18 protein-coding genes are annotated in these 24,371 nt (G+C 61.0%); 13 read left to right on the forward strand and 5 right to left on the reverse strand.

What is annotated here, in order from left to right; genetic code table 11:
• Positions 1–84 precede the first annotated feature (84 nt).
• From G7025_RS16935 to glnA, 3 genes are all read right to left on the reverse strand, one after another.
• Positions 85–510 carry a cupin domain-containing protein gene (locus tag G7025_RS16935; protein WP_181080291.1) on the reverse strand — a complete coding sequence of 142 codons (426 nt, stop codon included), beginning with the start codon at positions 508–510 and terminating at the stop codon, positions 85–87.
• A 94-nt stretch (positions 511–604) separates the two neighbouring features.
• On the reverse strand, positions 605–1,150 hold the full coding sequence (locus G7025_RS16940) for a chorismate mutase (RefSeq protein ID WP_181080292.1): 546 nt from the start codon (positions 1,148–1,150) through the stop codon (positions 605–607).
• 202 nt (positions 1,151–1,352) lie between these two features.
• A complete protein-coding gene (glnA, locus tag G7025_RS16945) occupies positions 1,353–2,759 on the reverse strand; it encodes a glutamate--ammonia ligase (protein WP_024072899.1) in 1,407 nt (468 codons plus the stop codon).
• 334 nt (positions 2,760–3,093) lie between these two features.
• On the opposite strand from glnA, the gene thiI reads away from it, so the two are divergent.
• Positions 3,094–4,548 (forward strand): tRNA uracil 4-sulfurtransferase ThiI, encoded by a 1,455-nt coding sequence (thiI, locus tag G7025_RS16950; protein ID WP_181080293.1) that lies wholly within the window; start codon positions 3,094–3,096, stop codon positions 4,546–4,548.
• Between the two features lie 139 nt (positions 4,549–4,687).
• Complete coding sequence (gene typA, locus G7025_RS16955) at positions 4,688–6,508, forward strand: translational GTPase TypA (protein WP_181080294.1); 1,821 nt, start codon at positions 4,688–4,690, stop codon at positions 6,506–6,508.
• Between the two features lie 96 nt (positions 6,509–6,604).
• On the opposite strand, the gene G7025_RS16960 is transcribed toward typA, so the two are convergent.
• A complete protein-coding gene (locus G7025_RS16960; RefSeq protein ID WP_034095454.1) occupies positions 6,605–7,039 on the reverse strand; it encodes a YkgJ family cysteine cluster protein in 435 nt (144 codons plus the stop codon).
• 228 nt (positions 7,040–7,267) lie between these two features.
• Between G7025_RS16960 and G7025_RS16965 the strand changes: the two genes are divergently transcribed.
• From G7025_RS16965 to G7025_RS16990, 6 genes are all read left to right on the forward strand, one after another.
• Positions 7,268–9,718 (forward strand): glycogen/starch/alpha-glucan phosphorylase, encoded by a 2,451-nt coding sequence (locus tag G7025_RS16965; protein WP_181080295.1) that lies wholly within the window; start codon positions 7,268–7,270, stop codon positions 9,716–9,718.
• Positions 9,719–9,876: 158 nt separating this feature from the next.
• Positions 9,877–13,455 carry a DUF2339 domain-containing protein gene (locus tag G7025_RS16970; protein WP_181080296.1) on the forward strand — a complete coding sequence of 1,193 codons (3,579 nt, stop codon included), beginning with the start codon at positions 9,877–9,879 and terminating at the stop codon, positions 13,453–13,455.
• Positions 13,455–14,807, forward strand: a complete 1,353-nt coding sequence (locus G7025_RS16975) for a DUF3999 domain-containing protein (RefSeq protein WP_308811977.1) — start codon at positions 13,455–13,457, stop codon at positions 14,805–14,807. The genes G7025_RS16970 and G7025_RS16975 overlap by 1 nt, the downstream gene beginning before the upstream one ends.
• A gap of 97 nt (positions 14,808–14,904) precedes the next feature.
• Positions 14,905–15,915, forward strand: coding sequence for a class 1 fructose-bisphosphatase (locus G7025_RS16980; RefSeq protein ID WP_181080297.1), 1,011 nt, complete (start codon positions 14,905–14,907; stop codon positions 15,913–15,915).
• 176 nt (positions 15,916–16,091) lie between these two features.
• Positions 16,092–16,346 (forward strand): lipoprotein, encoded by a 255-nt coding sequence (locus tag G7025_RS16985; protein ID WP_034095458.1) that lies wholly within the window; start codon positions 16,092–16,094, stop codon positions 16,344–16,346.
• A 30-nt stretch (positions 16,347–16,376) separates the two neighbouring features.
• On the forward strand, positions 16,377–16,946 hold the full coding sequence (locus G7025_RS16990) for a lipocalin family protein (protein ID WP_181080298.1): 570 nt from the start codon (positions 16,377–16,379) through the stop codon (positions 16,944–16,946).
• A gap of 68 nt (positions 16,947–17,014) precedes the next feature.
• Here G7025_RS16990 and G7025_RS16995 read toward each other — a convergent pair whose 3' ends face one another.
• Positions 17,015–18,379 carry a formimidoylglutamate deiminase gene (locus tag G7025_RS16995; RefSeq protein ID WP_181080299.1) on the reverse strand — a complete coding sequence of 455 codons (1,365 nt, stop codon included), beginning with the start codon at positions 18,377–18,379 and terminating at the stop codon, positions 17,015–17,017.
• A 147-nt stretch (positions 18,380–18,526) separates the two neighbouring features.
• On the opposite strand from G7025_RS16995, the gene hutC reads away from it, so the two are divergent.
• From hutC to G7025_RS17020, 5 genes are all read left to right on the forward strand, one after another.
• Complete coding sequence (gene hutC, locus G7025_RS17000) at positions 18,527–19,237, forward strand: histidine utilization repressor (RefSeq protein WP_370694752.1); 711 nt, start codon at positions 18,527–18,529, stop codon at positions 19,235–19,237.
• Complete coding sequence (locus G7025_RS17005) at positions 19,234–19,794, forward strand: HutD/Ves family protein (protein ID WP_181080301.1); 561 nt, start codon at positions 19,234–19,236, stop codon at positions 19,792–19,794. Before hutC ends, G7025_RS17005 begins: the two co-directional genes overlap by 4 nt.
• A gap of 342 nt (positions 19,795–20,136) precedes the next feature.
• Complete coding sequence (gene hutU, locus G7025_RS17010; protein WP_181080302.1) at positions 20,137–21,807, forward strand: urocanate hydratase; 1,671 nt, start codon at positions 20,137–20,139, stop codon at positions 21,805–21,807.
• 80 nt (positions 21,808–21,887) lie between these two features.
• Positions 21,888–23,336: a purine-cytosine permease family protein gene (locus tag G7025_RS17015; protein ID WP_181080303.1), complete on the forward strand. Its 1,449-nt coding sequence runs from the start codon at positions 21,888–21,890 to the stop codon at positions 23,334–23,336.
• Between the two features lie 69 nt (positions 23,337–23,405).
• Positions 23,406–24,371, forward strand: a complete 966-nt coding sequence (locus G7025_RS17020; protein ID WP_181080304.1) for an ABC transporter substrate-binding protein — start codon at positions 23,406–23,408, stop codon at positions 24,369–24,371.

Raw genomic sequence — 24,371 nt, forward strand, 5'->3', positions numbered from 1 at the left:
ATATAGTGCGAATTGATGACGTTTGTTCAGCAAGCGTGAGGGCAGGGTCGTTTAGGGCAAACGATCCTGCGCTGCGTACAACGGTCAGTGGGTTTGAGAAAGCGGTATACCGGGGCTGCCGGCATAGAAAACCAGCAGTTCGACCGGCGTGTCGCCGGTACTGCCGCGATGCTCGATGCCCACCATTTCGGCCAGCGTATCGCCTTGGCGCAATGTGCGGGTGGCGCCGCTCTTACGGGCTTCGACCAGCAATTCGCCGGAGAGGATATACGCCGCGTTGGGAATGGGATGGGTGTGCCACGGCAATTGGGTATTGGCCGGGATTTTGAGGCGTATCAGGGTCAGCTGTGGGATGCCCGAAGGGTAAGCCGTGTAAGGCGTGCCATCCCATGACTCGCTGCTTTGCAGCAGTAACTCGGTTTTGATGGGGGTCGTATTCGGTTGTGAAGTGGTACAGCCGAGCGCGGACAGGCACGCGGCTGCAGCGATCAAGCCGTGGAGGGATTTCATGGGGCCATCCTGTGTGGTGAATGACCCGTCAGGCTAGGGTGAGCCTCCAGTCGGAAGATGCCGGAAACTGCCTAGGATGAGGTAGTCCACGTATTTATTTGCTGACGGCTGCCTGGAGGCAAAGCTCGCCAGTGGCGCGGGCTCTCGCTATCTGCATCAAGGGCTCGTGCAGCGGCTCGTGAATCGCCATGGCCACCCATTGAGGGCATTGCGGGTTGTTGCGCTCTGGGGCGAAGTCGGCTAATTGCTGCAAGAGGCGTTTTTGCAGCTGATCCAACTGCGGGCGGATTTTACCCACCAAGTCCGGGCGTGGCAGGTCCGGGGCCTTGCCCATGAACTGCCAGTCGGACAGGCGCGTGTATTGCACGAGTTTGTTGGCCTCGATCTGCGCGGCGAAAAACTGCTCGGCAACGGCGGGGTCGAGTTTGTAGCTGGGTGCCTGGGTTGCGACGCTGGCGAGCACGTCCTGTTCACGCTGTTTATCCTCAACCGGCTTTTTGCTGTCCCATTTGCTCAGGGCGACCTGGTCGGCGATGGTCAGGCGTTCGGTGATGCTGTTGAGTAAAGGTTCCAGGCTGGGCGGTGCAGCGAATGCACTGGCGCTGACAAATAACAAAGCGAACACAAGTCGACGTTTCAAGGCTGTTCTCCTTGTGGCAGGGGGCTAAACCCCGATAGCAGCGTGTCAGTCAGCACCTGTATCAGCTGATCCACCGCTATCGGGAGCAAGCTCCCTCCCACCTGATTGGGTTTGCAGATACGGAGCTGTTTAATCCGCGGGCAAAAAAAGACCTCCCGAAGGAGGCCTTTTTCATCACGCTGCGTCAAGCAGCGCTACCGGATCAGCAGCTGTAGTACAGCTCGTATTCCAGTGGGTGTACGAAGGTGCGAACTTTGATTTCTTCTTCGCTTTTCAGCTCGATGTAGGCATCGATGAAGTCGTCACTGAATACGCCGCCTTTGGTCAGGAACGCACGGCCCTTGTCCAGCTCTTCCAGGGCTTCTTTCAGGCTGCCGCACACTTGTGGGATCTCTTTGGCCTCTTCAGGCGGCAGGTCGTACAAGTTTTTGTCGGCGGCGTCGCCAGGGTGGATCTTGTTCTGGATGCCGTCCAGGCCGGCCATGACCAGGGCCGCGAAAGCCAGGTATGGGTTGGCTGCCGGGTCCGGGAAGCGCGCTTCGATACGGCGAGCGCGTGGGCTGGACACGTAAGGAATACGGATCGAGGCGGAACGGTTGCGAGCCGAGTAGGCCAGCATGACCGGTGCTTCGAAACCTGGGACCAGACGCTTGTAGGAGTTGGTCGACGGGTTGGTGAAGCCGTTCAGGGCCTTACCGTGCTTGATGATGCCGCCGATGAAGTACAGGGCGGTGTCGGACAGGCCGGCATAACCTTCGCCGGCGAAGGTGTTCTTGCCTTCTTTGGCGATGGACAGGTGAACGTGCATACCCGAACCGTTATCGCCGTACAGCGGCTTAGGCATGAAGGTCGCGGTACGGCCGTAGGCATCAGCCACGTTGTGTACGCAGTACTTCAGGGTCTGGACTTCGTCAGCCTTGGCGACCAGGGTGTTGAACTTCACACCGATTTCGTTCTGGCCGGCAGTCGCCACTTCGTGGTGGTGAACTTCGATGACCAGGCCCATTTCTTCCATGGCGTTGCACATGGAGGTACGGATTTCGTGGTCGTGGTCGAACGGCGGGACCGGGAAGTAGCCACCTTTGATGCCTGGACGGTGGCCTTTGTTGCCGCCTTCCACGTCCTGGTCGGACATCCACGAACCCTGTTCGGAGAAGATCTTGAACATCGAGCCGGAGATGTCGGATTTGAATTTGACCGAATCAAAGATGAAGAACTCTGGCTCCGGGCCTACGAATACGGTGTCGCCGATACCGGTGGACTTCAGGTATTCCTCGGCGCGCTTGGCGATCGCACGTGGGTCGCGGTCGTAGCCTTGCATGGTCGAAGGTTCGATCACGTCGCAGACGATGATCAGGGTTGGGTCTTCGGTGAACGGGTCGAGCACGGCAGTGCTGTCGTCCGGCATCAGGATCATGTCGGAGGCTTCGATGCCTTTCCAACCGGCGATGGAGGAACCGTCGAACATTTTGCCTTCTTCGAAGAAGGCATCATCCAGCGCATCGCGAGCCGGCATGGTCACGTGGTGCTGAGTGCCTTTGGTGTCCGTGAAGCGCAGATCAATCCATTTGACGTCATGATCTTTGATGAGTTGAACCGACTTCGACATAGTGTCCTCCGGGTGGCTTCGGGCTGGGGTAGTGGAGTTAGCCCTTAGAATGTGGGTGATGCCGGCGCGGATAGTCCGCCATGGCAACCTGCCTCACAAGAGAGCAAATTGCATGCCAGTGCGCCAACATGGGTTTTCTGTTCCAAAAACGCCCCTATAAAGGTGCATTGCGACAAAACCGCAAAAACAGCGCACTGCAATGTCGCATCATCTGCATCAAATGCACTTCTTTGGTGCGTGACAGCTGAGGTGCATATTAACTGGTTAAACCTTGAGCGATTTCCGCTATAATCCGCGCCCCCCTTTTTCGGCAGGCCCTGCGCGCGCTGTTTCCATGAAATTAATCGTTAAAGTCTTCCCCGAGATCACCATCAAGAGCCGACCGGTACGGACGCGTTTCATCCGTCAGTTGGCCAAGAACATCCGTGCCGTGCTCCGCGATCTGGACCCGGCTGTGGTGGTGAATGGCGTGTGGGACAACCTCGAGCTGGAAACCCGTGTCACCGACCCCAAAGCCTTGAAGGACATGACCGAGCGCCTGAGCTGCATGCCGGGTATCGCGCATTTCCTGCAGGTGGACGAATACCCGCTGGGCGACTTCGACGACATCACCGAGAAGTGCAAGCGGCACTACGGCGGCTCGCTGGAAGGCAAGATTTTTTCGGTGCGCTGCAAGCGTGCCGGCAAGCATCCGTTCAGCTCGATGGATGTCGAAAAATACGTCGGCAGCAAGCTGCGTCGCGAGTGCGGCGCCGCCGGAATTTCCCTGAAAGCGCCGCAAATTGAAGTGCGCATGGAAATTCGCGACCAACGGTTGTTCGTGATCCATAGCCAGCACAACAGCATCGGCGGCTACCCGCTGGGCGCTTTGGAACAGACCCTGGTGCTGATGTCCGGCGGTTTCGATTCCACGGTGGCGGCCTACCAGATCATGCGCCGCGGCCTGATGAGCCATTTCTGCTTCTTCAATCTGGGCGGGCGTGCACACGAATTGGGCGTGATGGAAGTCGCGCACTACATCTGGAAGAAGTACGGCAGCTCCCAGCGTGTGCTATTTGTGAGCGTACCGTTCGAGGAAGTGCTTGGGGAAATTCTCGGCAAAGTCGATAACAGTCATATGGGCGTAGTATTGAAGCGTATGATGTTGCGCGCTGCGTCCCGAATCGCCGATCAATTGCAGATCGACGCGCTGGTGACCGGCGAAGCGATTTCCCAGGTCTCCAGCCAGACGCTGCCCAACCTGTCGATCATCGACTGCGTCACCGAGAAGCTGGTGCTGCGCCCACTGGTCGCCAGCCACAAGCAGGACATCATCGACCTGGCAGAGCAGATCGGCACCGCCGCCTTTGCCAAACATATGCCGGAGTACTGCGGGGTCATTTCGGTGAACCCCAAGACCCACGCCAAGCGTCACCGCGTGGAGCATGAAGAGAAAGAATTCGACATGGCGATTCTGGAGCGTGCGCTCGAGAACGCCAAGCTGGTCCCGATCGATCGCGTGATCGACGAGCTGGGCCAGGATGTGCAGATCGAAGAAGTCAGCGAAGCCCTGGCCGGCCAGATCGTCATCGACATCCGTCATCCGGATGCCGCTGAAGATGAGCCGCTGGAAATTCCTGGCATCGACGTACAAACGCTGCCGTTCTATGCATTGAACGCGCGTTTCAAGGAACTGGATAACAGCCGTCAGTACCTGCTGTATTGCGACAAAGGCGTCATGAGTCGCCTGCATGCTCACCATTTGCTCAGTGAGGGGTATGCCAATGTGCGCGTTTATCGACCGAGCTAAGAGCCCGGGGCTGTTTGCCTGTGGCCTGCGTCACCGGCCCCCCGACTCTGCCGTCAAGCTGTAACGGCAAGGCCTGACTCTACTGTTAATCGCTGCCACGACCTGACAGCACACCGAATCCTCTGATCGAGATACACAAGTGATCGAAAATCTACGTAACATCGCCATCATTGCTCACGTTGACCATGGTAAGACCACCCTGGTAGACAAACTCCTGCGTCAATCCGGCACCCTGGAGCGCAACGAGCTCAACGACGAGCGCGTGATGGACTCCAACGACCAGGAAAAAGAGCGCGGTATTACCATCCTGGCGAAAAACACCGCCATCAACTGGAACGGCTACCACATCAACATCGTGGACACCCCGGGCCACGCCGACTTCGGCGGCGAAGTAGAACGCGTAATGTCGATGGTCGACTCCGTGCTGCTGCTGGTTGACGCTCAAGACGGCCCTATGCCGCAAACCCGTTTCGTGACCAAGAAGGCTTTCGAAGCCGGCCTGCGTCCGATCGTGTGCATCAACAAGGTTGACCGTCCAGGCGCGCGTCCGGACTGGGTTCTGGACCAGATCTTCGACCTGTTCGACAACCTGGGCGCCACCGAAGAACAGCTGGACTTCAAAGTCGTCTACGCCTCGGCCCTGAACGGCATTGCCGGTCTGGACCACAACGACATGGCCGAAGACATGACCCCGCTGTACCAGTCGATCGTCGACAACGTACCTGCGCCGAAAGTCGACCGTGACGGTCCGTTCCAGATGCAAATTTCGGCACTGGACTACAACAGCTTCCTGGGTGTTATCGGCGTTGGCCGTATTGCCCGCGGCAGCGTCAAGCCGAACACCCCGGTTGTGGCTATCGGCGCCGATGGCAAGAAACGCAACGGCCGTATCCTGAAGCTGATGGGTCACCACGGTCTGCACCGTATCGACGTTGAAGAAGCTTTCGCCGGCGACATCGTATGCGTGAGCGGTATGGACTCGCTGTTCATCTCCGACACCCTGTGCCAGCCGGACAACGTCGAGGCGATGAAGCCTCTGACCGTTGACGAGCCAACCGTTTCCATGACCTTCCAGGTAAACGACTCGCCGTTCTGCGGTAAAGAAGGCAAGTTCGTGACCTCCCGTAACATCAAGGAGCGTCTGGACAAAGAGCTGCTGTACAACGTTGCCCTGCGCGTTGAAGAAGGCGACTCGGCCGACAAGTTCAAGGTATCCGGCCGTGGTGAGCTGCACCTCTCGGTACTGATCGAAACCATGCGTCGCGAAGGCTTCGAAATGGGTGTTGGTCGTCCGGAAGTGATCATCCGTCAAGTTGACGGCGTGAAGCAGGAACCGTTCGAAAACGTCACCATCGACACCCCTGAAGAATCCCAGGGCAAGGTCATGGAAGAGATGGGCCTGCGTAAGGGCGACCTGACCAACATGGTGCCGGATGGCAAGGGCCGTGTACGTCTGGAATACAACATCCCTGCTCGCGGTCTGATCGGTTTCCGTAACCAGTTCCTGACCCTGACCAACGGTGCTGGCATCCTGACCTCGATCTTCGATCGCTACGACACCATGAAGTCCGGCGACATGTCCGGCCGTCAGAACGGTGTTCTGGTTTCGGTTGAAACCGGCAAGGCGCTGACCTACTCCCTGGAAACCTTGCAGGCGCGTGGCAAGCTGTTCGTTGAACACGGTCAAGAGATCTACAACGGTCAGATCGTTGGTCTGAACAGCCGTGACAACGACATGGGCGTCAACCCAACCAAAGGCAAGAAGCTCGACAACATGCGTGCTTCGGGTAAAGACGAAACCATCGCCCTGGTTCCACCTGTTCGCTTCACTCTGGAACAGGCCCTGGAATTCATCCAGGACGACGAGCTGTGCGAAGTCACGCCGAAGTCGATCCGCCTGCGTAAGAAGATCCTGGACGAAGGCGAGCGTACCCGCGCTGCCAAGAAAGCCAAGAACTGAGTTAACTCAGGCTGAATGAAAAACGCCCCCGGTCGAAAGGCCGGGGGCGTTTTTTTATGCCTGACCGTTCCCGCGCTCTGCGTGGGAACGATCAGATCAGAACTTATCGAGGGTCTTGAAGTTAGTCTCGCGCACCACTTCTTTAGGCTTATACGCGCAATACCCCGGCCGCGGCCCGATCTTCGGGTGGTTACGGCAGGTGTCCGGGCGCTTGTCGTAGATGGTGCAGAAGCGCGTCTTGCGGTCCAGGTACAGGCAATCGTTGTTGCTCATGCGCTGCAGGGTAAAAATCTCGGATTTGTTGTTGTAGCGCTCGACGATGCCTTCCTTCTGCAAGCGCTTGGCGATGTTCTTCGGCGGGTCGCCGCGTTCGAACTCATCAACGATGCCAATGCGGATCAGGTCCTTGATCTTCACCTCAACCGGCAGCGTGCAGCAGCTGGACACGCAGCCACCGCACATATGGCTGGAATATTTCTGCCAGGTTTCGAGACGGTCGAGTTCCGCGGCGGCGATCAGTTGAGGCTTCATCAGGGTTCCAGGATGGGGCGGTAGCAGGGCGCGCGATCATACCGGGATTGATGATTTTTTGAACAATATTTTCAGCTTTTTCCTTCGCGGCAGGGATTGGGCACGCCCCCTGCATCTAATCCCGTCAACAGTAAATGAGTTAAAAAATTGACGAACCAGAGCCTGCAACCGCGTGTCAGAGCGTCTAGGCTCTAGCAACTCCTTCTATCTCGCCCGAGGTCGCATTTGATGTCTCAGGAACCACTTGCACGAGAAGCAGAGGTAGCCGCGTTTCGCGATGCCGTCTTGACCAAACTCACCTACGCGGTGGGCAAGGACCCCGATCATGCCTTCGACCACGACTGGTTCGAGGCCATTGCGCTTGCCGCCCGCGACCAGATGGTCGAACACTGGATGGACCATACCCGGCGCATCTACCGTAAGGGCCAGAAGCGGGTGTATTACCTCTCGCTGGAATTCCTGATCGGTCGCCTGCTCTACGACAGCCTGAGCAACCTCGGCGTGCTGGAGATCGCCCGCGATGCGCTGGCCGAACTGGGCGTCGACCTGGAACGCATCCGCCTGCTCGAACCCGATGCGGCGTTGGGCAACGGTGGCCTCGGACGCCTGGCTGCATGCTTTATGGAAAGCATGTCGACCTTGGGGATTGCCGGTCACGGTTATGGCATTCGTTATGAGCACGGTCTGTTTCGGCAGGCGATTGTCGATGGCTGGCAGCAGGAGCAGACCGAGCGCTGGCTGGACTTCGGCAACCCGTGGGAGTTTGAGCGGGCCGAAGTGATTTACCCGGTCGGTTTTGGCGGCGCGGTGGAAACCCTGCCAGACGCTTCCGGCAAAATGATTCAGGTATGGACGCCGGCCGAGACCGTACGCGCAGTAGCCTACGACACACCTGTGGTGGGCTGGCGCGGTGCCAGCGTCAACACCCTGCGTCTGTGGCGTGCCCGGGCGGTCGAAGACTTGCACCTGGAGCGCTTCAACGCCGGTGACCATTTGGGCGCCGTCGCCGAGGTGGCTCGCGCCGAAAGCATCTCCCGCGTGCTTTACCCGGCCGACAGCACCGAAGCCGGTCAGGAACTGCGTCTGCGCCAGGAATATTTCTTCGTCGCAGCCTCTTTGCAAGACCTGCTGCGCCGCCACAAGAACATGCACGGCTCGGTGCTGAGCCTCGGCGAGCATGCCGCGATCCAGCTCAACGACACCCACCCCTCCATCGCCGTGGCCGAATTGATGCGCCAGTTGGTCGACCTGCACGATATTCCGTGGGAAGCCGCGTGGGACGTGACCGTCGAAACCCTGTCGTACACCAACCACACCCTGCTGCCCGAAGCACTGGAAACCTGGCCGGTCGGCCTGATGGAGCGCATGTTGCCGCGGCACATGCAGATCATCTACCTGATCAACGCCCAGCACATCGACTCGCTGCGCGCCAAGGGCATCCACGATTTCGACGTATTGCGCGCCGTGTCGCTGATCGAAGAAGACAACGGCCGCCGCGTGCGCATGGGCAACCTGGCGTTCCTGGGTTCCCACAGCGTCAACGGCGTATCCGGCCTGCACACCCAACTGATGCGCAGCACGGTGTTCTCCGAGCTGCACAAGCTGTATCCGGAACGTATCAACAACAAAACCAACGGCATCACCTTCCGCCGCTGGCTGTACCAGGCCAACCCCAAGCTCACCCAGATGCTGGTGGACGCGTTGGGCCCGGATATTCTCGACAACATGGAGACGCGCCTGGGCGAGCTGGAAACCTTCGCCGAGAAGCAGACCTTCCGTAAAGCTTTCGCCGAGCAGCGTCTGCACAGCAAACGCGCCCTGGCCGAGATCATCCACGAGCGCCTGGGCATTTCGGTGAACCCGGCGGCGATGTTCGACGTGCAGGTCAAGCGCATCCACGAATACAAGCGCCAGTTGCTCAACCTGCTGCACACCGTGGCGTTGTACCAGGCGATCCGTGCCGAGCCGGGCACCGACTGGGTGCCGCGCGTGAAGATCTTCGCCGGCAAGGCCGCGGCGAGTTATCACCAGGCCAAGCTGATCATCAAGTTGACCAACGACATCGCCCGCACCGTCAACAACGACCCGACCGTGCGCGGACTGCTCAAAGTGGTGTTCCTGCCTAACTACAACGTCAGCCTGGCGGAAAGCATCATCCCGGCGGCGGACTTGTCGGAGCAGATCTCCACGGCGGGCTTCGAAGCTTCGGGCACCAGCAACATGAAATTCGGTCTCAACGGTGCGCTGACCATCGGCACCATGGACGGCGCCAACGTGGAGATGCACGAGCGCGTGGGCGCCGATCACATGTTTATCTTCGGCCTCAGCGCCCAGCAGGTGGAAGCGCGCAAACACGCCGGTGAATTCCACGCCGGGCCGGACATTGCCGTGTCCCATCGTCTCAACGATGTGTTGCAGGCGATCCGTGGCGGGGTGTTCTCGCCGGACGATCCGGGCCGCTACGTCGGTTTGATCGACGGTCTGATCGATTACGACCGTTTCCTGGTGTGTGCCGACTTCGATTCCTACTGGGATGCCCAGGCGCGGGTCGAAGCGCATTGGCATGACTCCAAGGCGTGGTGGCGTTCGGCGGTGCTCAACACCGCGCGGATGGGTTGGTTCTCTTCGGACCGGACCATTCGCGAATACGCCACCGAGATCTGGAAAGCGCTCGACTAAACCTGGCAAATCGAAAGTACGGGAGGGGGCTTGCCTCCGATGGCAGGGTGTCAGTTTGCAGATATGTGGACTGGTACACCGCTATCGGGAGCAAGTCCCCTCCCACATTGGTTGCGCGTCGATATACTGAGCGCCGGTTCGCTTAGGGAATATCGTCGATGCAATGGATTTTCATGCTGGTTGGCCTGGTGCTCGGCTGGACGCTCGATGAGTCGTTCTATGATGCAGGCATGGCTGCGCTGCTGGGGCTGGGCATTGGCCAGGCCATTCGCCTGTCGATGCTGTCGTCCAAGGCGGACCAACAGGGGCGCCAGCTGGAGATCGCGCAAAAAGCCCTGAGCGCTGTCGAGCAGCGTCTGGCGCAATTGGAGAAACCCGCACGACAACCCGATCCCACGCCTGCGCCGGCTGCACGCGCGGTGTTTGTCGAGGCGCCTGTCGCCGAATCCGCCAAAACCCCACCCGCACCGCAAATCAAGGCGCCCGAACTCGTCTGGGAATTGCCGCCTGACCTCGCACCCGTGGCCGTCGCCAAACAAGCCAGCCAACCATTGCCCGACGATGTGTGGGCATCGGCTCCAGTACCTGCACCCGCACCTGCACCGCGTGCTAAAGAACCTGCCGTACCCCGTGGCCCCAATCTGATCGAGCGTGCCCTCGGCGGCGCGCGTAACTGGCTGTTTGGCGGCAACACCGTGCTGCGCGTCGGTGTGGTGCTGTTATTTCTCGGCCTGGCGTTCCTGCTGCGCTATGCCACCGAAGGCATGGTGGTGCCGATCGAGGTGCGTTACGCCGGGGTGGCGGCGGCGGCCGTCGGCCTGCTGGGCCTGGGCTGGTGGTTGCGACTGCGCAACAGTCACTATGGGTTGATGCTGCAAGGCACCGGGATTGCGGTGTTGTACCTCACGGTGTTCGCCGCGATGCGTCTGCACCCGCTGATCGATCCGAGCGCGGCGCTCGGGCTTTTGGTGGCGGTGACGGTGTTTTCGGCCATCCTGGCGATTACCCAGGATGCGCTGGGGCTGGCCTGCGCGGCGGCGCTTGGCGGGTTTGCCGCGCCGATCCTGACGTCTACCGGTTCAGGTAATCATGTGGCGTTGTTCAGTTACTTCGCCTTGCTCAATACCGGCATCCTCGCCATCGCCTGGTTCAAGGCCTGGCGCTTGCTCAACCTGATCGGTTTCGTCGGCACCTTCGGTATCGGCTTTGCCTGGGGCCTGCGTTCCTACACCCCGGAACTGCTGTGGAGCACCGAGCCGTTCCTGGTGTTGTTCTTCCTGATGTACCTGGCCATCGGCCTGTTGTTTGCGCGCCGCAAATTGTTGGAGATGCGCGACGCGCCGGAAGACGACAGCCGTGGCGCACTGTTGCGCTGGTCGGCGGCCAAGGGCGATTACGTCGACGGCAGCATGCTGTTCGGCCCGCCGCTGGTGGGCTTTGGCCTGCAGTTCGCGCTGGTGCAGCACCTGGAATTCGCGGCGGCGTTCAGCGCGTTGGGCCTGGGCATCATCTATATGGGCCTGGCCCGAATACTCAGCGGCGGGCGCGCGTTGCTGCTGGCGGAAACCTGCCTGGCTCTGGGCGTCATATTCGCCAGCCTGGCTATTCCACTGGGGCTGGACGCACGCTGGACCGCTGCCGCCTGGGCGGTGGAAGGTGCCGGCATCTTCTGGCTCGGCTTGCGTCAGCAGCGGCCATTGGCCCGGGCATTCGGCCTGTTGCTGCAACTGGGCTCTGCGTTGGCGTTCCTCAGCGAACTGCATCGGGGCGAGCACACCCTACTCGAAGGCGCGCCATTGGGCGCGCTGCTGCTGGGCGCGGCGTTGCTGTTCAGCTTCGATCAATTACGCAAAGCTTCGACCGAGCAGGCCGCAGAGTGGGAGCGTAAAGGCCTGCCGGTACTGGCCAGCCTTGGCTTGAGCTGCCTGTACCTGCTGGCACCGTTGCTGCTGCTGACCCAAGGTACCGCGATCAGCTGGGCCGTCGCCGGCCTGGCGACACTGTTGATCGGCCTGCGCATCGGCTCCAGGACGTTCCTGTTTACCGCGTTCGCCGTGCAACTGTTGGGCGGAGCGCTGTTCCTGCTGCGCCTGAAGGGCGGTGAAGGCGAAGCGGTGTTCGACGCCGGTTGGAGTGGTTTGTTGACCGCGTCACTCATCGGCCTGGCCTTGATCGGCGGCATGTTGCTGGCGGCGCGTGACGACCGGGTGCGCGGCGATGTGCGGCTGTTGCGTGGGCTATCGGTGGTATTGCTCGCCGGCCTGGTGCTGATCAACCTCGCGGTGCTGTTCGTGCTGCCATGGGCCAGCGCCAGTGGCGTATGGGCACTCAGTGGTTTGTTGATTATCTGGCTGAGCCTGTACCTGCAACAGCGCGTGAGTTTTGTGTTTGGGTTGTTGCTGCAACTGATCGGCGGCGGTTCGTTCCTGCTGTCGGTGTCGGCGCTGCTCGGGCCGTTGTCCGGCGAGGCTCTGCGGCCCCTGGCGCACAGCGGCTTCTGGACACCGATGGTGCTGGGCCTGGCCGCGCTGGTCGGCGCCTGGCGCCTGCAACGTCAGCCTCATGCGCCGCTGTTTACCGCGCTGAAGCTGCAGCGTCTGTCCGACCTGCTGCTGGTGTGGGGCGCGGCCTGGTGGACCCTGGCGGTGAGCGGCGAAGTGCTGCGGTTTATTCCCGACGAGCTGCAAGGCTCCGTCTTGCTGGGGACTGCGGCGCTCAGCGTGGCGATCTGGAGTGTCTGCGCGACGCGCTTGCGCTGGGCCTCCCTGGGCATGCTTTGCACCCTGCTGATGCCGGCGGCGGGCATGGTGTTGCTGGTGTCCGCCCATACCTATTACCACCCGGCGGCGCGCTACGGCTGGCTGGCCTGGTTGGCAGTGTTTGCCGTGCATTTCGTCTCGCTGCGGCGGTTGGCGGCGGTGGTGCCTGGCAAAGTGCTGAGTATTGCCCACGTGTTGGGCTGCTGGATGCTGATCGGTGTGCTGGCCCTGGAACTGCGTTACGGCCTGTTGAGCCTGTCCAGCGAATACAACGCCTGGCGTTGGCTGGGCTGGGCGATTCTGCCGAGTCTGTACCTGGTGCTGGCCGCCGCGCCGCGCCAATGGCCGTGGCCGGTGGCGGTGTATCCGCGTGAGTACCGTGTGCTCGCCGCGCTGCCCCTGGCGGTGTTGATGCTCGGCTGGTTCTGGCTGGCCAACACCTTCAGCGACGGCACGGCCAAGCCGCTGCCGTATGTGCCGCTGCTCAACCCGCTGGACCTGGGCCTGCTGTTCGCCTTGCTGGGTGTGTACCTGTTGTCGCGCAGTGTGGCGCCGCAACGTGGACCACGGGCGCAGCTGATCGCACAAGGTGTGGCGGGTGTTTCGCTGTTTGCGTTCTTCACCGCGCTGGTGATGCGCACCGCGCACCATTGGGGCGGCGTGCCATTCCAGCTGGATGCGCTGCTGGCGTCGATGCTGGTGCAGGCCAGCCTGTCGATCGTGTGGACGCTGATCGCCCTCGGCCTGATGATCGGCGGCCATTTGCGTCATCGTCGCGATGTATGGCTGATCGGTGCGGCGCTGATCGCAGTGGTGGTCGCCAAGCTGTTCTTTGTCGAGCTGAGCAACCGTGGTGGCCTGGCGCGGATCGTATCGTTCATCGGCGTGGGCGGGTTGTTGCTGGTGGTGGGCTATTTCGCACCGCTGCCGCCCAAGCGTGCCGAACCCGTATTGGAAACTGAAGGAGCAACCTCTTGATCGGTAAGTTGAGCGTGGCCGTGGCGGGCATGTGTGTGGCGCTGTCTGTGGGGGCCCAGGAAGGTCCGGCTGATTTCACCACGCAGGTGCCGCTGAGCGTCAGCGGCAACGGCCCCTGGTATCGCCTGGAACTGCCCCTGGCCGTACAACTGAATGCGCGCCAGGCCGATCTGAGCGACCTGCGGGTGTTCAATGCCGCCGGCGAGCCGCAGGCGTATGCGTTGTCGCGCCAGGCATCGTCAAGCTCGGAAAGCCGTGTGCTGACCGACGTGAAGTGGTTCCCGCTGTACGCCGCCGACACCCGCGAAACGTTACCCGGCGTGGTGATGAAAACCACCACCGAAGGCACTCTGGTAGAGATCAAGCCGTCCACTGCCGCCAAGCCCGGCGGGCAGGTGCTGCGCGGTTGGGTGCTGGATGCCAGTGCAATCAAGGCGCCGTTGCAGCAGTTGAGCCTCGACTGGAACCTTGAACAGGAAGGCTTTCAGCGTTTCACTATCGAAGCCAGCGATGACCTGCAGCACTGGGAGTCCTGGGGCGATGGGCAAGTGGCGCGATTGTCGTTCGCCGACCAACGGGTTGAACAGCATGATGTCAGCCTGCCCGGTCAGTCCGCGCGTTACCTGCGCCTGCTGTGGCAGGGCCAGGCAGCGCCAGTGCTGACATCGGCCAAGCTGGTAAGCGCTACTCGCAGCAGCCTGCCGCAGCCGCTGGTGTGGTCGCCGCCGCTGGCGGGCGAGCGATTGGGGGCCGGTGAATACAGCTGGCAACTGCCCGCGGGCCTGAGTGCCGAGCGCATGCGCATCGAATTATCGCAGCCCAACACCCTGGCGCCGGTCAATGTGTCCGGGCGGCGCGACAGCCAGCAGAGTTGGCAGCCGTTGAGCTCGGGCCTGCTTTATCGCCTGACTCAGAACGGCCACGACGTGGTGCAGGATGAGTTGCCGTTGCCGGGCCAGGTGCTCAACCAGATCCGCTTGCAGGTGGACGAGCGCGGCGGTGGCCTGGGTGCCCAGGCGCCGGCGTTGCGTTATGCGGTGCGCGCCACGCAGGTGGTGTTCCTGGCGCGGGGCGAACCGCCGTTCACGCTGGCGCTGGGCAATATCACGGTGAAGGCCGCAAGCCTGCCGCTGTCCACGCTGATCCCTGACTACAGTGCCGAGCGTCTGAACGCCCTGGGGCAGGCCAGGGTAGCGGGCGAGGCAGTGGTCAAACCGGCTGTCGTTGTCGTAGCCCCCGAGGTGGGTCGCGACTGGAAGAAGCTGGGTCTATGGGCCGTGCTGCTGCTGGGCGTGGCCGTGCTGGGAGCCATGGCCTACAGTTTGTTGCGCAAACCGCAGGGCCAGCCGTGAACTCTATTGGGGTTAAATCCTCTGATGAGAGGAAATCAGCCCCGACTCGCGCTAAACTGCGCGGGTTTTCAAGCCCCCCCATTCATCGGAGCCTTCCATGTCCCGCGTTACCTTGAGTCGCTATTTGATCGAGCAGACCCGCAGCAACAACACGCCTGCCGATCTGCGCTTCCTTATCGAAGTGGTGGCGCGTGCCTGCAAGGAAATCAGCCACGCCGTGTCCAAAGGTGCACTGGGCGGTGTCCTGGGCAGCATGGGCACTGAAAACGTGCAGGGCGAAGTGCAGAAGAAGCTCGACGTGCTGTCCAACGAGATCCTGCTTGAAGCCAACGAATGGGGCGGTCACCTGGCCGGCATGGCGTCCGAAGAAATGGACAATGCCTACCAGATCCCGGGCAAATACCCTAAAGGCGCCTACCTGCTGGTATTCGACCCTCTGGACGGTTCTTCCAACATCGACATCAACGCACCGGTGGGCACCATCTTCTCGGTACTGCGTTGCCCGAACGAATACCTGAGCCAGAACGAAGCCCTGAACGAAAAGGCCTTCCTGCAGCCAGGCACCGAGCAGGTCGCCGCCGGTTACGCGATCTATGGTCCACAGACCATGCTGGTACTGACCCTGGGCGACGGCGTCAAGGGCTTCACCCTGGACCGCGAGATGGGCAGCTTCGTGTTGACCCACGAAGACATCTCGATTCCTGCTTCCACCCAGGAATTTGCGATCAACATGTCCAACCAGCGTCACTGGGAAGCGCCGGTACAGCGCTACGTCAATGAGTTGATGGAAGGCGAAGAAGGCCCGTTGAAGAAGAACTTCAACATGCGCTGGGTGGCGGCAATGGTGGCCGACGTGCACCGTATCCTCACCCGTGGCGGCCTGTTCATGTACCCACGCGACAGCCGCGAGCCGTCCAAGCCGGGCAAGCTGCGCCTGATGTACGAAGCCAACCCGATGTCGTTCCTGGTCGAGCAGGCGGGCGGTGCGTCCACCGACGGCCACCAGCGCATTCTCGACATCCGGCCTGAAGGCCTGCACCAGCGCGTGGCGGTGTTCCTGGGTTCGAAGGAAGAGGTTGAGCGCGTCACGGCCTATCACAAGCAGTAAGCTGCCGCGACCGGTAATCGGTGTGGTTGTGAGCCGGTTCACCGTTAAGGAAGCCCCGAAACGTTTCAGCGTTTTCGGGGCTTTTTTGTTTTCGCCCGTCGGGAACCAGACACCTCTTTTCCCTTCTAAGCTTCTGGCAGATACCCAAGCTGCTTCGCCCCTCCAGGAGTTTTCCCATGTCGTTACGTCGTCTCGCCCTGCTGACTTTTTGTGTTGTGTTGGCCGCTTGCAGCAAGGTCAACCAAGAGAACTACGCAAAGTTGTCGGCCGGGATGCCCAAGGCCGAGGTGGAGTCGCTGCTGGGTAAGCCGACGGACTGTTCCGGCGCACTGGGCATGTCCAGCTGCACCTGGGGCGATAAAAACAGCTTTATCAGCGTTCAATATGCCGGTGACAAGGTTCTGATGTTTTCCGGGCAAGGCCTGAAGTAAACCGGGGCGAGAGCCTACGGGAGAAGAAGAATGATGCGTTTTGTTTTGTTTCTTTGTGCCAGCCTGTTTTTGGCGGGCTGCGCCAGTCATTCTGGCGATGATCTGCAACCCAAGACCGCGAGCAACGTCAACCTGCATCGCTACCAGGGCACCTGGTATGAGCTGGCTCGCTTGCCGATGTACTTCCAGCGCAACTGCGCGCAATCCGAAGCCCGCTACACACTGATGCCCGACGGCGATATGTCGGTATTCAACCGCTGCCTGACGAACCAGTGGAAGTGGGAAGAAGCCAGGGGCACGGCCACACCGCAGGTGCCGGGCAAGACCGACAAGCTCTGGGTCGAATTCAATAACTGGTTCACTGCACTGTTGCCGGGCGTCGCCAAGGGCGATTACTGGGTGTTGTATGTCAGCGATGACTACAAGACCGCCATCGTCGGCAGCCCGAGCCGTCGCTATATGTGGATTCTGTCGCGCACGCCGACCGTGAATGCCGACACCCGCGAAGACCTGCTCAGCAGGGCGCGTCAGCAGGGGTATGACACCACGCGGTTGATCTGGCGTACGCCGGACAAGCAGATGGCCAAGAGTTCGCAGTAACCCTGGATCACCACAAGGCTACATGTGGGAGGTGGCAAGCCCCTCCCACATTAGTGATGGGTCGTCTGTCAGCCCAACAAATCCTTCAGCACTTGTGTGAATGCCCGGCGACTGTCTTCCTCTCCAGCATGCTTCCCATCGCGCACGACCCACTGGCCGTTGACCAGCACATCGCGCACCTGCCGATCGCCGCCGGCAAATAACCAGCGATTGAGAATGCCGTCCTGCGTGGCGGTGGCCAGGTACGGATCGTTACCGTCCAGCACGATCCAGTCCGCGCGTTTGCCCACTTCCAATCGGCCTATCGGCTGCCCCAGCGCCTGGGCGCCGCCGTCCAGTGCGGCATCGAATAAAGTGCGCCCGACCATCGGCTGATCGCTGCGATACAAGCGATTGCGGCGCTGATCGCGCAGGCGTTGGCCGTATTCCAGCCAGCGCAGTTCTTCGACCACGCTCAGGGACACATGGCTGTCGGAGCCGATGCCCAGGCGCCCCCCTTGAGCAAGAAAATCCACCGCCGGGAAAATCCCATCGCCCAAATTGGCTTCAGTGGTCAGGCACAGACCGGCAATCGCCCGGCTTCTGGCCATGCGCGCGACCTCTGCCGCGTCGGCATGCGTGGCGTGCACCAGGCACCAGCGCTCGTCGACTTCGACGTTGTCATACAGCCATTGCAGCGGACGCTTGCCGCTCCAGGCCAGGCAGTCGTCGACTTCTTTTTGTTGCTCGGCGATATGGATATGCACCGGGCACGCCTTGTCGCTGGCTGCCAGGACGTCATTGATCTGTTGGGGCGTCACAGCGCGCAAGGAGTGGAAGCACACGCCCAGATGCTGTGCCGGTTGTGCTGCCAGGATCGGTTGCAGGCGTGCTCGCAGATCCAGGTAGCTTTCCGTGCTGTTGATAAAGCGCCGCTGGCCGTCATTTGGCGCCTGGCCACCAAACCCGGAGTGGCTGTAGAGCACCGGCAGCAGGGTCAGGCCGATGCCGCTGGCACTCGCCGCCTGGCTGATCTGTCGCGACAGTTCCGCAGGGTCGGCATAAGGCTGACCATTGATGTCGTGGTGCACGTAGTGAAATTCGGCCACCGAGGTGTAGCCCGCCTTGAGCATCTCGATATACAGCTGACGCGCGATCACCTGCAGTTGGTCCGGGTTGATCTTGCCCACCATGCGGTACATCAGGTCGCGCCAGGTCCAGAAACTGTCATTCGGGTTGCCGGCCACTTCGGCCAGGCCCGCCATGGCGCGTTGGAATGCGTGGGAGTGCAGGTTCGGCATGCCCGCCAGCACCGGGCCTCTGAGCCGTTCGGCGCCATCTGCGCTCGCGTGGGCTTCAACGTGGGCCAGCAGGCCATCGGCGCTGACTTCAAAGCGTACATCGTTGGCCCATCCACTAGGCAGCAGCGCGCGTTCGGCGAAGAAAGCGGACATGATTAGAGCACCCCGGTCGTGTGTTTATTTGTATATACATATACAGACGTTTGCCTGCTCGGTAAACTCCGGCAATCTATGCATCTTTTCCTACTGCAAGGATCCCCCGTGCCGACTCCGCCCGCCAACTCTTCGCTGGCTGCCCACATGGACGAAAGTCCGGCGCCCTTGTACGCCCGCGTCAAACACATGATCAGCCAGCAGATTCTCAACGGTAACTGGCCGCCTCATTACCGCGTACCGTCGGAGAGCGAGCTGGTCAGCCAATTGGGCTTCAGTCGCATGACCATCAACCGCGCCCTTCGCGAGCTCACCGCTGAAGGTTTGCTGGTGCGCATGCAGGGCGTCGGGACCTTCGTCGCCGAGCCGAAAAGCCAGTCGGCGCTGTTCGAAGTGCACAATATCGCCGATGAAATCGCCTCCCGTGGCCACCGGCATACCTGCCAGGTCATCACCCTGGGCGAGGAAGCGGCGGGCTCCGAACGCGCCGTCGCCCTGGAGATGCGCGAAGGCGGGCGGGTATTCCACTCGTTGATCGTGCATTACGAAAACGATATTCCCGTGCAAATCGAAGACCGTTTCGTCAACGCCCTGGTCGCGCCGGAATACCTGCAGCAGGACTTCACCCTGCAAACCCCCTACGCGTATCTCAATCAAGTGGCGCCGCTGACCGAAGGCGAGCACGTGGTGGAAGCGATCCTTGCGGACGCCGCCGAATGCCAGTTGTTGCAGATAGAACCCGGCGAGCCGTGCCTGTTGATCCGTCGTCGCACCTGGTCCGGCCGTCAGCCGGTGACCGCCGCGCGTTTGATCCACCCCGGTTCCCGTCACAGTCTGGAAGGACGTTTCAGTAAATGAGTGCAGTAAAAGTCTGGCGCGCCACTGAATACGTGCGCATGCCGTGGAAGAACGGCGGCGGCAGCACCGAAGAAGTCACCCGCGATGCCGGCGAGGGCCTGGAAGGCTTCGGCTGGCGCCTGTCGATTGCCGACATCGCCGAATCGGGCGGGTTTTCCACCTTTGCCGGCTACCAGCGCGTGATCACTGTGATCAAAGGCGCAGGCATGGTGTTGACGGTGGATGGCGAGGAGCAGCGCGGGTTGTTACCGCTGCAACCGTTTGCCTTCAAAGGCGACAGCCAAGTGTCATGTCGCTTGATTACCGGGCCGATCCGCGATTTCAACCTGATCTATTCCCCTCAGCGTTACCACGCGCGGTTGCAATGGGTGGATGGTGTGCAGCGGTTCTTCAGCACTGCGCAAACCGTGCTGGTGTTCAGTGTTGCGGATGAAGTGAAGGTGATGGACCACATATTGGGTCAGCATGATTGCCTGCAGGTAGACGGTAACAACGGCTTGCTGGATATCGCTATCGCCGGTCGCAGTTGCATCATCGAACTCACTACGCGCGGTTAAAAAAAGTGGGAGGGCTTGCCCCCTCCCACATTTTTTTCTCACTGTTCTTACGATGTGTTTCCAGGTCTCGCACCAATTTGTTACCGAACGCCCCAGCGTGGCGCAAAACCGCGCTGTCGTGACAAATCTTCCTCGCTATAAAACTCCTTCGTAAGAAATTTCATCATCCCTCGAAGCCTCAATTTCCAAGGCTCGTGCGGTCTTTGCAAAAAAAATCAAACCCCCTGCACAGAAAGTTGGCCGCTTGATTGCATATGCTTGTATGTACAAGTAAAGATGTGTGTGTAAGACCCTACTTCGCACCATCCCTGTTCGCGCATCGATCGCCGAGGAGTCTGAGTTGTGACCAAGCCTACAAAATACCGTGACGTTGAAATCCGCGCCGCCCGCGGTAACAAGCTCACTGCCAAGAGCTGGCTGACCGAAGCGCCGCTGCGCATGCTGATGAACAACCTCGACCCGCAAGTGGCCGAGAATCCGAAAGAACTGGTGGTCTACGGCGGTATCGGCCGTGCCGCGCGCAACTGGGAGTGCTACGACCAGATCGTCGAGAGCCTCACCCATCTGAACGACGACGAGACCCTGCTGGTGCAATCGGGCAAACCGGTCGGTGTGTTTAAAACCCATAGCAACGCTCCGCGCGTATTGATCGCCAACTCCAACCTGGTGCCGCACTGGGCCAGTTGGGAGCACTTCAATGAGCTGGATGCCAAGGGCCTGGCCATGTACGGCCAGATGACTGCCGGCAGTTGGATCTACATCGGTAGCCAGGGCATCGTCCAGGGCACCTACGAAACCTTCGTCGAGGCTGGCCGCCAGCATTACGACAGCAATCTCAAAGGCCGCTGGGTGCTTACCGCCGGCCTCGGCGGTATGGGCGGCGCGCAGCCGCTGGCCGCGACCCTGGCCGGTGCGTGCTCGTTGAACATCGAATGCCAACAGGTCAGCATCGATTTCCGCCTGAATAGCCGCTACGTCGACGAGCAGGCCAGCGACCTCGACGACGCCCTGGCCCGCATCGCCAAATACACCCAGGAAGGCAAGGCCATCTCCATCGCGCTGCTGGGTAACGCGGCGGAAATCCTGCCGGAACTGGTCAAGCGCGGCGTGCGCCCGGACATGGTCACCGACCAGACCAGCGCTCACGACCCCCTTAACGGCTACCTGCCGGCCGGCTGGACCTGGGACGAATACCGCGCCCGCGCCAAGACCGAACCGGCCGCCGTGATCAAGGCCGCCAAGCAGTCGATGGCCGTGCACGTCAAGGCCATGCTGGAGTTCCAGAAACAAGGCATCCCGACCTTCGACTACGGCAACAACATCCGCCAGATGGCCCAGGAGGAAGGCGTCGAAAACGCATTCGACTTCCCAGGTTTCGTACCGGCCTACATCCGTCCGCTGTTCTGCCGTGGCATCGGCCCGTTCCGCTGGGCGGCGCTGTCGGGCGACCCACAGGACATCTACAAGACGGACGCCAAAGTCAAAGAGCTGATCCCCGACGATGCACACCTGCACAACTGGCTGGACATGGCGCGCGAGCGCATCAGCTTTCAGGGCCTGCCGGCGCGTATCTGCTGGGTCGGCCTGGGCCAGCGCGCCAAGCTCGGCCTGGCGTTCAATGAAATGGTGCGCAGCGGCGAGTTGTCGGCACCGGTGGTGATCGGCCGTGACCATCTGGACTCCGGCTCGGTGGCCAGCCCGAACCGCGAAACCGAATCCATGCAGGATGGCTCCGACGCCGTGTCCGATTGGCCACTGCTCAACGCCCTGCTCAACACCGCCAGCGGCGCCACCTGGGTTTCGCTGCATCACGGCGGTGGCGTGGGTATGGGCTTCTCCCAGCACTCGGGCATGGTCATTGTGTGCGACGGCACCGACGAAGCGGCCGAGCGAATTGCCCGCGTGCTGCACAACGACCCGGCCACCGGGGTGATGCGTCACGCAGACGCCGGGTACCAGATCGCCATCGATTGCGCCAAAGAACAGGGCCTCAATCTCCCGATGATCAAGTAACTCCATGTGGGAGGGGCCAGGTCCTCTCCCACCGTTGACCGGCGGCGAACCCAAGACAATCCATCAGAGGTTGAAAGTAAATGGCTGACACACGTGCAACCACCCCATTGATCGAAAGGCGTTCGATCGATTACATCCCGGAAGCGGAAAGACACGGTCGTCTCTTGAGCCAGTTCACCCTGTGGATGGGCGCCAACCTGCAGATCACCGCCATCGTCACCGGAGCCTTGGCCGTGGTGCTCGGCGGCGATGTGTTCTGGTCGTTGATCGGTCTGTTGATCGGCCAACTGCTGGGCGGCGGCGTGATGGCATTGCACGCGGCGCAAGGCCCCAAGCTGGGGCTGCCGCAGATGATCTCCAGCCGGGTGCAGTTCGGGGTCTACGGCGCGGCCATTCCGATTGTGCTGGTGTGCCTGATGTACCTGGGCTTCACCGCCACCGGCACGGTGTTGTCCGGCCAGGCGCTGGGCCAGTTGTTCGGCGTCACCGACAGCGTCGGAATCCTGATCTTCGCCAGTGTCATCGTATTGGTCACGGTGCTCGGTTATCGGGTGATCCACTTCATCGGCCGCGTGGCCAGCGTTATCGGCGTGATTGCCTTTGTCTACCTGTTCAGCCGCCTGATCAGCCAGGCCGACGTCGGCGCGCTCCTGCAGATCCGTCATTTCAGCTGGAGCAGCTTCCTGCTGGCGGTGTCGCTCGCGGCATCCTGGCAGATCGCTTTCGGGCCTTACGTGGCGGACTATTCACGCTACCTGCCGAGCGGGACGTCCTCGGTGAAAACCTTTCTCGCCGCAGGCGCAGGTTCGGTGGTTGGCGCGCAAGTGGCGATGGTCCTCGGCGTGTTTGCCGCGGCCATGTCCAACGGGCAATTTGCCGGTCACGAAGTGGCCTACATTGTGGGGCTGGGCGGCACGGGTGCCACTGCGGCGCTGCTGTATTTCAGCATCGCGTTCGGCAAGGTCACCATCTCCACGCTGAACTCCTACGGCAGCTTCATGTGCATTGCGACCATCATCAGCGGCTTTCGCGGTCGCCTGGAGGTCACGCGCATGCAGCGTCTGGTGTTCGTGCTGGGCATTGTCGGTACGGCGACCCTGATCGCCTTGCTCGGGCAGCACTCGTTCCTCGGCGCGTTCAAGTCCTTCATCCTGTTCCTGCTGGCGTTTTTTACCCCCTGGAGTGCGATCAATCTGGTCGACTACTACTGCATCACGCGCGATCGCTATGACGTGCCGGCGCTGACCGATCCGAATGGTCGCTATGGACGTTGGAACCTGCTCGGTATCAGCGTTTATGTCGTCGGTGTACTGGCGCAGTTGCCGTTCATCTCCACCAAGTTCTACACCGGCCCCCTGGTGGCCGCCCTGGGCGATGTGGATATTTCCTGGATCATCGGCCTGCTGCTTCCCGCCGCGCTTTACTACTGGGCTGCGAAAAAGTGGCCTGCCGCACACCCCGAACACCTGATCCTGCCGCCAGAGCAGGGCGCTGCACCGATGACAAACGGGCTGGTTGCACAAGCCTGAGGGGACGTGGACAGGGCAGGATGCCTACTGACTGCCGTAATCCATTTCATGATTGGGAGCGTCACAACAATGAAAATGCATAAGACCCTGTTGGCCACCGTGTTCTCTGCGGGCTTGCTGGCCACTGCCGGCGCCCAGGCGGCCGGTTGGTGCGAGTCCGGCAAACCGGTGAAATTCGCCGGCCTGAACTGGGAAAGCGGCATGTTGCTCACCGACATCCTGCAAACCGTGCTGGAAAAAGGCTACGACTGCAAAACCGACAGCCTGCCGGGCAATTCCATCACCATGGAAAACGCCCTGAGCAGCAACGACATCCAAGTGTTCGCCGAAGAGTGGGTAGGCCGCAGCGAAGTCTGGAACAAGGCCGAGAAGGCCGGCAAAGTGGTCGGCGTCGGCGCTCCAGTGGTAGGGGCGATCGAAGGTTGGTACGTGCCACGCTACGTGATCGAAGGCGACGCCAAGCGCAAGCTGGAAGCCAAAGCGCCGGGCCTGAAAAACATCGCTGACCTGGGCCAGTACGCCGCCGTGTTCAAGGACCCGGAAGAGCCGTCCAAAGGCCGTTTCTACAACTGCCCGGCGGGCTGGACCTGCGAGCTGGACAACAGCGAAATGCTTAAAAGCTACGGTCTGGAAAGTTCCTACACCAACTTCCGCCCAGGCACCGGCCCGGCGCTGGATGCCGCAGTATTGTCGAGCTACAAGCGCGGCGAGCCGATCCTGTTCTACTACTGGTCGCCGACGCCGCTGATGGGCCAGGTCGACCTGGTCAAGCTTGAAGAAAAACCCGGTGTGGATAAGAGTGTGAGCATCAAGGTCGGCCTGTCCAAGACCTTCCACGAGCAAGCGCCGGAACTGGTGGCCGTGCTGGAAAAGGTCAACCTGCCGATCGACCTGCTCAACCAGAACCTGGGTCGCATGGCCAAGGAGCGCATCGAGTCGCCGAAGCTGGCGAAAATCTTCCTCAAGGAACACCCTGAAGTCTGGCACGCCTGGGTGAGCGACGAGGCTGCCAAGAAAATCGACGCGGCCTTGTAG

It is taken from the genome of Pseudomonas lurida, from assembly GCF_013522705.1.
GTDB lineage: Bacteria > Pseudomonadota > Gammaproteobacteria > Pseudomonadales > Pseudomonadaceae > Aquipseudomonas > Aquipseudomonas quebecensis.